7 protein-coding genes are annotated in these 14,114 nt (G+C 35.8%); all 7 read right to left on the minus strand.

The window, feature by feature from the left end; translation table 11 throughout:
* Window positions 1-9 precede the first annotated feature (9 nt).
* Window positions 10-3,267: a beta-galactosidase, LacZ type gene (locus tag BM383_RS15535; protein WP_093026066.1), complete on the minus strand. Its 3,258-nt coding sequence runs from the start codon at window positions 3,265-3,267 to the stop codon at window positions 10-12.
* A gap of 9 nt (window positions 3,268-3,276) precedes the next feature.
* The gene (locus BM383_RS15540; protein WP_093026067.1) at window positions 3,277-4,812 is read right to left on the minus strand and encodes a glycoside hydrolase family 28 protein; all 1,536 of its coding nucleotides are present in this window, start codon (window positions 4,810-4,812) and stop codon (window positions 3,277-3,279) included.
* A gap of 16 nt (window positions 4,813-4,828) precedes the next feature.
* Entirely contained in the window at window positions 4,829-7,162 is a 2,334-nt protein-coding gene (locus BM383_RS15545; RefSeq protein ID WP_093026068.1) for a GH92 family glycosyl hydrolase, read from the minus strand.
* A 118-nt stretch (window positions 7,163-7,280) separates the two neighbouring features.
* Window positions 7,281-8,906, minus strand: a complete 1,626-nt coding sequence (locus BM383_RS15550; RefSeq protein ID WP_093026069.1) for a RagB/SusD family nutrient uptake outer membrane protein — start codon at window positions 8,904-8,906, stop codon at window positions 7,281-7,283.
* A 21-nt stretch (window positions 8,907-8,927) separates the two neighbouring features.
* On the minus strand, window positions 8,928-11,981 hold the full coding sequence (locus tag BM383_RS15555) for a SusC/RagA family TonB-linked outer membrane protein (protein ID WP_093026070.1): 3,054 nt from the start codon (window positions 11,979-11,981) through the stop codon (window positions 8,928-8,930).
* Between the two features lie 358 nt (window positions 11,982-12,339).
* Window positions 12,340-13,638 (minus strand): rhamnogalacturonidase, encoded by a 1,299-nt coding sequence (locus tag BM383_RS15560; protein WP_093026071.1) that lies wholly within the window; start codon window positions 13,636-13,638, stop codon window positions 12,340-12,342.
* A 79-nt stretch (window positions 13,639-13,717) separates the two neighbouring features.
* A complete protein-coding gene (locus tag BM383_RS15565; protein WP_093026072.1) occupies window positions 13,718-14,092 on the minus strand; it encodes a hypothetical protein in 375 nt (124 codons plus the stop codon).
* Window positions 14,093-14,114: the final 22 nt, after the last annotated feature.

A 14,114-nucleotide genomic window follows, 5' to 3' on the forward strand; every position in this document is an offset into this window, starting at 1 on the left:
GATTCCTTTTTAGAAATGAAGATTCATTAGGTTCGGTTGTTTTTTCTGTGGTGCCGGAATCATATAAAATGAATATTCATACGTTGCAGGCTGTAGCTTAAACTCTTCATGTGGTTCTGCTTTAAAAGACCAGGTGTTATCGCCACCAATTCCCATTTGCTGTAAATCTATATTTACGGTAAATTGATTCGTTTTCTTTACTTCATAAGTATGTAACGCAGCTTCCAAATTTTCTAACGTATAAGGAACAACACTAAAATTTAAAGGTGTTTCGCCTTTGATAAAAATTCCTTTTTGCTTCGCATTCAATACAGAAAACCAATAGGTTTGCATATGGTTTCCGAATTCTTGTGGAACCACATATTCATAATTCATCTGATTTGCATCTCCCTGAAACAAACCAACAAAAGCACCACTTTCTCTATCTTGATAATTGGCCTGTGGACCTTTTCCTAAATATGACACATTTGAAAATTGATTCGCAATGCCAAATTGCATTCCTATTTTGGGAACATCTGGTGCTGCAGCATCAATAGCTAATTTAGGCGTCACTTTTACAAACCCATTTCCTAAAATAATATAGCTTATTTCTACAGTCGTTTTTGGCGTTGCAATAGTTCCTTTTACCAAAATGTTGATTTTGGTAGGATCATCATCAATCACTTCAAAAGATGATGGTTGAAAATCCTTTCCGGCATGCATCCATTGTTGTTCTTCTGTTTTTTGCATTGACTTTCGGTATGCACGGTCATTCTCGGTAGTTGCTCTCCAGAAATTTAATGCTAATGGAGTTTGCATAAGCGGCATTCCGTCTACAGTATACTCTGTGATATATCCTGATTTTTTATCAATACGAAGCGTAACTTTCTTATTCTTTAAACTGATCTCTGATTCGTTACTTTGAACAGTTAGAGATTCTCTTGCAGTGACAACTGTTGATGTTGGCGTGGTTAAAGGTAACGAAAATTGCTCTTCAAAAACAGTAAATCCTTTTGGCGCCCAAGCAGTAGCCGATTTTAATTTCCCATAAATGTTTACAAAATAAATAGCATTTGCTTTGGTAGTTATCTTTTTAAACGGAAGATTGAATTGTTGCTTTTCATAAGGCGCAACCTCTAAACTTAATGAGCTTCCTGATTGAATGGTTTTACCATTTTCAGTGATTTCCCAAGAAATGTCGTATTGGTTCAAATTAGCAGCATGGTGTCTGTTTTCTATTTTGAACTGACCATTAAATACATCTTCTGCAATGATTTTTACCGGTTGATTTACTTTTTTAGCTTCGTAGATCTCCGGTTTTGGAGTTCTGTCTGCTGCCACAATTCCGTTTAAACAAAAACTACCATCATTTGGCACATCACCAAAATCACCACCATAAGCAATGTACTCAACTCCTTCTTTGGTAGTATTGACCAATCCTTGATCTATAAAATCCCAAATAAACCCACCCATCGCACGATCATATTTATGAATCACATCCCAGTATGTTTTATAATTTCCTAAGGAATTTCCCATGGCGTGCGCATATTCACACATCAATACTGGTCTTTTATCAAAGGAAGTATCATTGATCAGATCTTCCAATTCTTGCGGCTGCGGATACATTCTACTCAACATATCTACCCAATATGGATCGGTTGGATTTCCTTTGTCCGATGGCCAATAATCTCTTTTATACGTAGGATCGGTTGCAACACCCTGAGCACTTTCATAATGAATATATCTTGTTGGGTCTAATTCTTTGATCCAACCAGACATTGCTGCGTGGTTGGGTCCCATTCCAGATTCGTTTCCTAAAGACCAAATTACCACACTTGGATGATTTTTATCGCGCTCTACCATACGGATTCCTCTTTCTAAAAAAGCCGTTGCCCAATCAGGATTTTGTGATAGTTTACCAGGTAGTCCGTGTGCTTCAATATTTGCTTCATCGATTACATACAATCCGTAAGCATCACACAATTCGTAAAAATATGGATCATTTGGATAGTGTGAAGTTCTCACAGCATTGAAATTGAATTGTTTTATCAACTCTACATCCTTTTCCATATCTGCTCTGGAAACTACTTTTCCGTTGTTCATATTATGATCATGCCTGTTCACTCCAATAAGTTTTACCGGATTTCCATTTACTAAAAATCGACCTTTAGCATCAATTTCTATACTTCTAAATCCTACTTTTTGACTGGTATATTCTATTATATTCCCTTTATCATCTTTCAGTGTAAACAACGCTGTGTACAAATTAGGTTCGTCTGCAGACCATAGTTTTGGATGATCAACAGCAACTTCTATCAACCCGAAATATACTTTATCGCGCGATGGCGAACGTTCTCCTAAAACTTTTGCCAGTGTTATGGTTTTTGGCTGCGTAATAAAATGACCTTCAGCATCTACCAATTCGGTAGTTAACGTCCAATCATCTACGGTTGTTTGTAAAGGAGTTGTACTAAAATGTCCCACCTTTTCTACAAACTTATCCTCAATATTCACCGTGAATTTTGGGCGCACCTGTAGCGTTGCATTTTCATAATTGGCATCTAACTTGGTTCTCAAATGCAAATCGGCAATTCTAACTTTCGGAACTGCTTGTAAAAAAACTTCACGCTCAATTCCACTTAATCGCCATGTGTCTTGATCTTCTAAATAGCTACCATCGCACCAGCGATACACTTTTACCGCTATAGTATTTTTTCCATCCGTTAAAAAAGGAGTTATATCAAACTCAGATGGAAGTCTTGTATCTTCACTATACCCTACAAATTTGCCATTAATCCACACATAAAAAGCCGAAGAAACACCACCGAAATGCAGTATCACATCTTTATTTTTCCAGGATGGATCTATGTCAAAATCTCTGCGATAATATCCCAAAGGATTATCGGAATGGTTGATAAATGGCGGATTGCTGTAAAACGGATACGTATTGTTGGTATAAATTGGCGTACCATATCCACGCATTTCCCAATTGGCAGGAACTTCTATTTCATCCCAATCTGCATCGTTGAAATTTGCTTTTTCAAACTGTTTAATTTCGTCTTCAGGTGTTGGAGTCCAAAAAAACTTCCAATTACCATTTAAAAGTTTGAAATTTTCTGATGCTGTTCTGTTATCGTTTAAAGCCAAATCACTGTTTTCATAACTGTAAAAAGTGGCTCTAGCCGGTAATCTATTAATTTGGTTTACCTGTGGATCTTCCCACTCGTTAGATTGTGAGAAAAGTGCAGTTGGTAGCAATAAAATGAATACAATAAGATTAAATTTCATAAGGCTATATTACTGATTTTTAGAAATCATTTCAAGGGATTTATCCATTGAGAAGTATTTTGAATTGTTGAGGATTATTTGCTTCTTGTTTTTCTTCGGAATTTCTATATTATTCAATTCTATTTTATAGGCATCATCAAATACAAAAGCAGGTCTGTAATCTTCATCTTTCAATGTTAACTTCAGATTTTTGATAATCAATCCCTTTACATGTCTTACATAAAATGCCCAAGCTGGTAATTCTCCAAACATAGTAAACTCTGGATATCCTTTTACTTCTTCTGGTACTCTGTCTAATCCACTTAAAGGAACGTATGCCATACCTTTAAAAGCTTTTCCAGGGTATTGAATTTCAACATTTTCAAGAGAAACTTCTTCTATGTAATGATTTGGAATGCCGGTAATAATAGCTGGAAAAGGATTGTGAAAGTAATTTACTTCTGGTCCTCGTAATTTATAATCAAGATCTGGTCTACCAAAAGGTACTTCTACCTTTAGATTTTTGATGTTGATATTTTGTATACTACCGGGCTTTTCACCATCTCTATGTCCTAACCGAATAAAAATAGCATTCCCGGTGTTTTTAGCTGTTAAATTATTGACTTGCACATTTTCTATAACGGCTCCATCAACAGATTCAATAGCTATAGCAGATCTAAAAGTATCATATACCTTAATATTCTGGATCACTATATTTTTGAAACCTCCATATGAAGCGCTTCCAAATTTAATAGCGCTAGCACTAGACCTTATGGTGCAATCGGATATGAAAATATCATTATTGCAGTAATCAGAAAAATACGATTTTAAACAAATACCATCATCTGCAGAATTAATATCACATCCTGTAATGCTTACTTTATCGCAATCTGTAATATCAATACCATCGTTATTCCAATAAGATCTATTGGTAATTGTAAGGTTTGCTAGTGTTAAATTTTCACACAATTCAAATGATAATCCCCAGCAAGCTGCTTCCCCCAATTGTAACGCTGAAATTTCTACATTTTTACATTCAGAAAACCTGAATAACTTAGGCCGCGCCAATTCGCTAGGCCTCTTTCTTCTATAATTATATGCAGAATCTACCCTAATCCCGGCATGGTGTAAACTATCAATTGCCAATGCTAAATCTAAACCTTGCCCATTGATACTTCCTTTGCCATATATTTTGACATTTGATGCTTTGTACGCTAGAAGTAGAGCTAATTGTGAATTATCGTCTTTTTTTGAAGCCAGAGGTATATTTTTGACATCTAAAACTTTATAATCTCTTGGATCGGTACTTCCTAAAAGCTCTGAATCTTTATCAAAATATAGCTGTACATTACTTTTTAACTGAATTGTCCCGGTTACATACTTTCCTTTCGGAAAAAAAAGAGTTCCACCTCCTGCTTGATGAATATGGTCAATGGCATTTTGAATTATTTCTGTATTCTTAGTTATTCCATCTGGCTTGGCTCCCTCGCTTATAATATTTAAATCTAAGGGTTGGGCCATACTTGTACCTATAGAGAACATTAAAAGGAATAATAATTTTTTCATTTCTGAATTGCTTTAATTATTGATTACTCATTTCCAATTCCAAAATTCCACCGCTGGTTATAGAGGAATGCTTCAAACTAGTTTTATGCAACTCTTTATCATTCCATAAAATCTTTTTAAGATACCTATTTTCGTCCGAATTGTTCTTTGTGGTGATCACAAAAGTTTCTCCTTCATAAAAATCAGGATTTAAATGGATGGTTATTTTATCAAAAATGGGACTTCCAATTTGATATTCAGGGTCAGCTTCTGTTCCTCCATTCATTTGAAACAAACCTATTTTCATCAATACAGCTAAACTTCCCATGAGTCCTTGATCTTCGTCTCCGTTATAGCCTGTATTTTCATTTAAACCAGAAAAAACCGTATTTACAACTTCTCGTGACCAATATTGCGTAAGATCTGGGCGACCTAACTTTTCAAATATAAGAGCCGTTTGAATAGAAGGTTGATTTCCGTAATTGATAGGAATTCTACTATACTCAGGATGTAATTCTGCTGCATGCGAATCACCCGAAGTAAAACCAAGCTTAGCCGCTGTTTTAAATTGTTCCTGTAATTTCTCTATTGCTTTTTCAGCTCCGCCCATTTGATTGGCCAATCCTAAAATATCTTGAGGAACAAACCACGTTGCTTGCGCGCCATTGGCTTCTATAAATCCATTTTGATATGTATACGGATCATACTTCACTGACCAATTACCGGAAACATCTTTAGGATGCATCCATCCGATAGCACTATCAAATACGTTCTTGTAATTTTGAGCACGTTTCAAGAAATAGGTTGCATCCTCTTTATACCCCATTTTATCAGCCAATTGTGCCAATGTCCAATCTTGATAAGCATATTCCAGCGTTAAACTTACACCATCCTGATGCCCGCCAAATTCACCATCGGGCAACGGATATGGTACATAACCATTTTTCATATAGTATGAAAAACCTCCACCCTTTTGCGTATTGTGTTCATACCCGGCACGTTCCATGATTCCACCCGGCATATGATTTTTTTTCAAAGCCAGATAAATACTGTCTAAATTCTCCTTTACAATTCCTTTTTGAATGGCACTCACCATAAATGGTGTGGAAGATGCACCCGTCATCACATAGGTATAATTTCCTCCAGAAGGTCCACGGGGTATTAAACCGCCATCTTTGTAATACTGCATGAGTGAAAGTGAAAACTCCTTCATTCTCTCTGGATAAACTAAACCCCATAGGGTATTTATAGTCCATTGTGCTCCCCAAAAAGAATCTGAATTGTAATGATTAAACATTGGTTTTCCTTCCTTGTCCAATGGCAATTGCCCTATTCTAAATGAAGTTCCGGTATAATCTGGATATGCTCCATTTACATCGCTGATAATTCTTCTTCCTTGTAAAGCATGCCACAGATCTGTATAAAATCTTCTCTGGGTTTGATCCGTTCCTCCTGTAATTTCAATTTTACTCAATTCACTATTCCATTCTTTTTTGGAAGCATTGACGATTTCATTAAAATTCCATTCCGGTATTTCATTGACAAGATTTTCCTTAGCATTTTCATTGGATGTATATGAAATTGCAAGCTTCATCTTCACCTCGTTCAACTGATTGTCTAACTTCACCAAATAATTACCTGTAACCTCATCTTTCTGAATAGATTCTATTTCAGAATTTAAAGAAACATAGAAAAAGATTTTTGTAGCTTTTGGTCTTCTATACGTTGGTTGTGCTATTAAAGATCCTTCTAAAGTTGAATCATTTACTTTTTTCAAAAAACCTTCAGCATTAGTACACGGTCCCAAAATGGTATTCAAATTGAATAAAATTCCTTTTTCTTTCTCTTTCGGAAAAGTATACTTATGAAAACCTACCCGCGTTGATGAAGTGAGCGCTACATCAATCTGATATCTTTCTAACTTCAAATGATGATATCCCGGAGTAATTTCTTCATTCTGGTGGTTAAATTTTGAATAAAAGTCTTGAAAAATGTGTTGCTCATCAGTTTCCTTCATCACAACAGGCATTACCGAAACTCCTGATAACTGCCATGCATGGATATGACTAAAACCTTTCACTGTATCCGATTCAAAACGATAACCACTTCCCCAAGCTCCTTCGATACGTGTATCTGGGCTTAAATTCACCATTCCGAAAGGTCTGCTGGCCGAAGAAAAGTAAAACCATCTGGAGTTTTTGGTATCTAGTAAAGGGTATACTTTTTCTGTAAATGATGATGAACTTTTTGAAATATCTTTATTTGTTTTCTGTTCTTGCTTAGTCTGCTTACAAGCACTTATAAAAATAGCAATACAGACTAAAAAAGTAACCCGTTTTGAATACTGTCTAATGCATGTTTGTACAATCATTCCCCGCAATTTTTTTGATACTCATTATTATTCTACTAAAAAAAGAGCGGCCAAAATTCTTTCACCTGTCCGCCCTTTATTATCCAACTATATACTTCAAACAAAAAATAATCTTGCTTTAATATCCAGGGTTTTGTTCTATACTTCCACCAGAGTTGTCTATTTCTGTCTGTGGAATAGGGCGCAACAAATGCTTTTCTTGTAAAGCATTGTTCAGCGCCGCATGCGGATTGTTCTCCAAAACACGATCTATAAGTCTACCTGTTCTTTTAAGATCCATCCATCGGTTTGCTTCTCCAGCTAATTCGCGAGCTCTTTCATCCAAAATAAAATCGATATCTACTTCAGTGGCAGTTACCTCTTCTGTAATACCTGCTCTAGCACGTAATGTAGTTAATAAGGTTGCAGCTTCTGCTGTATTTCCTAATTGCAAATAGGCTTCTGCAGCAAATAAATAGGCTTCTCCACCACGCATGAGTACCATATCTCTTTCTCCTTGAACGGAAACATCTGGCTGTGCAAAAGGAGCCGCAGGGTCATCAAATTTTTGAAACATAGGATAATGTACTGTAGTTACACCATCGTTTTGAAAATAGGTTCCCGGATTAATCACAGCATAAGGTACTGCATCTATTTCTGCTTGTGTCCAAGCAGTTTTAGGAAAATAGATAGCTGTATCACCAGCTGAAACGGTTACAGATGAACCATTTACGGTTGCTGTATATTCCTCTGTTGCATCTATTACTCTCGTAAATGTAGCTTCTGCTCTTTCATCTTCTTCTTCAAAAAGGCTATAGTAAAATGGTGTAGGCATTGGCCCTAAGCCTTTTACGGTTCTTGTTAAACCAGGGTAATCAAAAAATCTAAACTTGTACATCATATGTCTTGAATTTCCCCAACCTCTGGAAACTGAATTGCTTCCGAATAAATAAGAGAAAATTACCTCATCGTTTCGTTGATTGTCTATAGATACTAATTCTGAAAAGCTATCTTCTAACGGGTGATTGGCTATTACGGTTTCGGCTAACGTAGCTGCTTGTGAAAAATCAGCATCTGAACCGTACGACTTATACCCTCTTGTTAAGAGCACTTTAGATATAAAATGTCTCACTGCGTCTTTGGAAACTCTACCAAATGTATCGGGTTCTTCCGGTACGCCAGCCAAAGCATCTTCTAGATCCATTAATATTTGATCATAAACAGCTTCTTCTGAAGCTCTGGTAAAATCTCTTTCAGCAACTGTAATTTGATTTAATACTAAAGGAACTCCGCCATAATTTTCAGCCAATTTAAAATAAGCCATAGCTCTAAAGAACTTCACCTCGCCAAGACCAACGGCTAAATCATCTGCTGAAAGATCGGCAATACCTTCTGAGTTATCTATCACTACATTGGCAGCAGCAATAATTTTATATTGATTGGTCCAGTAGTATCCAATACTGCTATTTAAAGAGGTTAAATTCACATAATCATTGAGTTCATCGGTACCGGTAATGGCTCCTCCTCTTGTAACAATATCGGTCCCCAGATCCTCCAGAGTATAATATACATTTGGTGTATAATAGGTAGTTGTTTCCCTAGAAATTTCATAGGTATACGCTACCAATTGATCAAACATATCAGCATCTATATTCTCTAAGCTTAAATAGGAGTTATTCTCTTCTTCCAAGTAATCTTCACAGCCTACCATAGCTACGGAACATGCAAATACCGAGGCAATTATTCTATATTTTAATGATTTCATTTTGATTCGATTTTTTGTTGATTAAAAACTTACGTTTAGACCTAACATATAGGTGCGCGACATAAATGCTGCTCCCCAGGCATTTCTTCCGGCATTCTCAGGATCCCAACCATCATATTTGGTAAATGTGAAAGGATTTTGAACGGTAGAATACACTCGTAAACTACTCATTTTTAGTTTTTCTAAAACGTTGTCGGCGAAGGTATAACCAAGAGTCATATAGCCTACTTTTACAAAAGAGATATCCTTGTATTTTACCGCATTTTGATAAATACCTCCGTTACCAGGCTGGTACCAATCATTTGTTGGGTTGGTTGGTGTCCAGTAATCTACATCATAAGCATTGAATAATCTTGTTGGGTCTCCATCCCATGGAAATGAGAAATTGTTATGGAAATTACTTAAGATTTTGTTACCCTGACTAACGTTTAGGAAGAATGAAAAATCAAGATTCTTATATTTAAAATTATTGGTAATACCACCTGTCCATTTTGGCGTAACCTGACCAATAACTTTTCTATCAGCATCGGCAGTAATTTGACCATCATTATTCACGTCTCTTACTTTTACCTGTCCTGGGGTTTGTCCGTACTGAGCTGCTTCTGCTGCTTCATCTATTTGCCAAGTTCCTATGTATTCATAATCATAAATAGCACCAACCGGTTCTCCTACACGTTGAATAAGATTTGTTCCTTGTACATTGAAGATAATTTCATCTACACCTCCATATAGTTTTTCAAGACGGTTTCTGTTAGATGCAAAATTGATATTGGTAGACCATGTAAAATCTCCTTTGTCAATGTTGATTGTGTTTAATCCTATTTCAATACCTCTGTTCGTAGATTCTCCAATGTTTTCATATACTCCGCTAAAACCTGTTACGGTAGACAGCCCCGTGTTGAAAATGATATCGGTGTTTTTTCGGTTATAAACATCAATAGAACCATTAATTCGGTTGTTTAAAAATCCAAAATCAATACCTATATTGATTTCACTGGTTCGTTCCCATTTCAAATTCTTGTTAGCCAATGCAGTTACATACAACGTAGAGTACGACTGATCTCCAAGCGTTGTTGCGCTACTACCTAATAGCGATTGAGATCCAAGAGGAGCTAAACCTCCACCTTGACCGTTATTACCGGTTTGACCGTAACTAAGTCTTAGTTTTGCATTGGTAAGTACTTTTTGAGATTTCATGAAATCTTCTTCCATAATTTTCCAAGCGAATGCTGCGGATGGGAAGAATGCCCATTTATTACCATCTGCCAAGATAGAAGCACCATCATAACGACCGGTAAGAGTAATTAAATACTTATCTAACAAGCCGTAGTTAATTCTACCTGTATAAGATTCTAAAGTTAATTTTGAAAAATCACTAGACACATCTCTAATATCTGTACCAGCTCCAAGGTTGTAGAAAGAAAATTCATCGGTAGTGAAGTTTCTTACCTGTGTATAATATCCTTCTGAGCGTTCTAAATATCTAGAAAATACTCCAGTAAAATCTACTGTGTGAACTCCTTTTTCAAAATTGTAATTAATAATGTTATCCCATGCATAAGAGAAGTAATTGGTGTTTTCTACTTGTGCTCTTCTGTTCGCAGGATCTGCCACTACACTTTTTGAATACAAACCTCTATATTCCCCGTATCGTCCAAACTTGATATTTGGCGAAAATTTAGTAGTAAAAGTTACATTTTTTATAGGCGTTAATTTTAAAGCAATATCACCTATGTACTGTAAATATCTTGTTTCTCTGGTCACATTATCTGCTTCAAAAAGCGGATTGGTAACTTGAGTTTCCTTTGCTGTTGGAAAAAACTTTAATGTTCCATCTTCATTATAAGCCCTACCAATAGGTTTTAGACGATATGCACTACGAAACGCTTCCCAACTTCCTGTATTTTGAACGGCATAGGTCAAGTAATTACTTAAACTGAAATTCACCCATTCCGCCAGATCACTGTTTACACTTGCACGAATGTTGTATCTACTAAAATCTTCTCCCTCCATGTTTCCTACATCACGTGTATATCCTAAACCTGCAGCATAGGTTGTTTTTTCTGAACCACCGCTTAAGTTTAAGGTATGGTTGGTTTGGAATCCTTTTTTCAATAAAAGACCTACCCAATCTGTATTAACTCCGTCCGCTACATTTTGTAATTCTTCAGCATCTAAATAATCTGATAACACCACATCATCTCTGGTATAATCTAAGTTACCGGCAGCAAACTCATTTCCTACTACTACATCTTTAAGGTATTCCACATACCCTGGACCGTCTTGAATAGATGGTAAATGATAAGCTTCTTTAAACCCGAAGTAATTGCTATAATCTACACGCATTTTTCCATTTCTACCACTTTTCGTTTCAATAAGCACTACCCCGTTACTACCTCTAGAACCATACACTGCAGTAGCGGAAGCATCTTTTAAGATATCCATTCGACTAATATCGGCCGGATTTAAAAACGAAATATCATCTACAAAAATTCCGTCTACGATAAACAATGGATTTTGTCCCGGATTAAAACCTCCATTGGACGCTGTTTCATTGGTATTAATGGTACTGGCTCCACGAATACGAATGTTAAACCCTCCCGAACCGGGTTTGTTATCTGTTCTTTGAATCACAACACCGGGAGCTTGACCTTGCAAAGCGGAAACTGCATCTACTTTATTAGCTTGTTCAATTTTCTTAGAATCAACAGTAGCTACAGATCCGGTAACGTCCTTTCTCTTTACAGTACCATATCCAATAACCACTACTTCGTCTAACTGTGCACTATTTTCTTGCAGTGTTACGTTCAACGTAGTTTGATTCTCAAAAGTGATTTCCTTTGACTGAAATCCAATAAAAGAAAATACCAATACATCTCCTTTTGAAGCTGTAATGGTAAACTTTCCATCAAAATCTGTTGCAGTACCAGAAGTTGATCCTTTTATTACAACGTTTGCGCCAGGAATCGGAATTCCGCCACCGTCGGCAACAACCCCATTAACAGTTGTCTGTGACCAAACACTGCCTGTAACAGCTAGTATGCAAACTAGTAGTACAAATTTTAGTTTTTCCATCTTCTTATGTTTTTAAATACTTACTTGTTTTGTCCTTGATTATCTGAAGCTAAAAGTAGTTACAGATATAGCCTATACTCATGGATAAATCATTCAAATATATGTACTGATGCTTCACTCCTATTCCAAAAACATCATAAGAATAGATACAAAAACCTATAAATAAACACTTAACAGTTCAACTACTATTTTTTATATAGGATAAGGTTATGCTCATATTTTCCATATGTATATACAGTTTATCCATGACCTGAAATGCTTTTTAAAGAACATGATAGTACTAAACAGCGATATTTTTAGGTAATAAAAAAGCCTGACCACATGGCCAGGCTCTACACAAAACAAATTAAAACTATGATTAATTGAGCACAAAATCTTTTTTTGATACATGCTGTATGTTCTTCAAATCTTCCACATGACTTTCATCCGCAGTAATTTTTACATGTATAAATGAAAAATCCTTTAATTGATATTGATCTGACTTTTTAATATTAAAATCCATTTTACAATCAATCTCTACATTTTCAAAGGTGATGTTATTTGCAACGGATTTTTTTATATCCTTCTCTCCTTTGAGGTTAAAAAATTGTGTCCATGGTTTTATCTCCATAATTTTTGCTACGTCTCCTTTTATATCTTGTAGCGTTATATATTCATAATGCTGCGGTGTATCTGGTCGCATTTTCAGATTTAACAATCTCGAAGCTTCTGAAACGGTACTTCTTCTAAATAGTACGTTATAATTATGAATAGATTCACTACCACAAGTTAACGCACTATGGCAAAATCCGTAAGTATTGTCTTCTATCAAAATATTTCGGTTCTCTCCATTCTCTTCGTTCTTATCTGCAAAAGGTCCTTTCCCTCCTTTTAAAGCTACAGCATCATCGTTTACGGACATGTAACAGTTTTTAATTAACACGTTACTACATACATCTAAATCTACTGCATCTGTACTTGGTGATTTTACTGGCTCTCTGGGTGATGTTATGTGTAGATTTAATAATTTCAAGTTGTTACATTTATAATAATGCGTAGTCCAGAACGGAGAATCTTTAAAGGAAACATTAGCTATTTGAACATTATCAGAATTAGACACATAGAGCAAGCGTGGACGCATTTCATCTTTATTTGTACATTTTGGATTGAACTCACGACGTAACCAAAAAGCTTTCCAATATCGTAAGCCATTTCCATTTAAGAGACCTTTACCTGTGAGTGTAAACCCGTCTACATGGTCTGCATTGACCAATGCAGGAAAATATTTTACGCTTTCTCCTTCTATTCGTGTCATCATTACTGGAAAGTTGCTAATGTCGTCACTCCCTTTTAACACAGCTCCTTCCTCTAAATAAAGATGTGTTTTGGGCTTAAAAAAAATAGCTCCACTTAAAAAAGTTCCTTTGGGAATAATTATAACTCCTCCACCATTTGCTGCAGCCTTATCTATTACAGCTTGTATTTTTTCGGTTTGCAACAACGTACTGTCGTTTACAACTTCATGATCTGTAATGACATATTTTTTACCAAGATCTTCGAGTTCCACAACTTTGTAATCCTTGAACCAGTTAGAAATAGGTGTTCCATCTGGGAAAATATCTTGTGCATTTATAACAAGGCTACAAAGAATACAAACAAAGGTTAAAATAGTTTTCATACCAATTTTTTAATGAACTATAAAATTACGGTTTTCATAAAAAACGCTATCCTGTTCTGTCCTGAGAATACCGTTTACTTTATTGTTTATCGTACACAAACACGGTATAAGTATTACAAGTATCTTGTTGAATATAGGGCATCAAAAATTGATAGGTATTCGTTGAAAATGCTGCAGTTTCCGCTTGTTTGGGCATCAAATACAATACGTTATCTTCTATTGCCAACTGCAAATAATTAGCCCATTTAGATTGTGATATTTCTTGTTGCAATGTCTCTTTTAACTCGGTAAGGCAACTTTCCTGGGAAGCTTCTATCACCGTTACGGCTACATAAGTTTTCTGCTGATTCTCTTTGAAAGCATATAAATTGATGAGCGTCATAACTCCAATAAAAACAAGGATCTGAAATGTAATCTCTGAAGTAGTTTTTTTATTGAAAAACGAATGTCCCATACATCTGAAAAAGTAAAACCAA

The organism is Pustulibacterium marinum, assembly GCF_900116665.1.
Taxonomy (GTDB): domain Bacteria; phylum Bacteroidota; class Bacteroidia; order Flavobacteriales; family Flavobacteriaceae; genus Pustulibacterium; species Pustulibacterium marinum.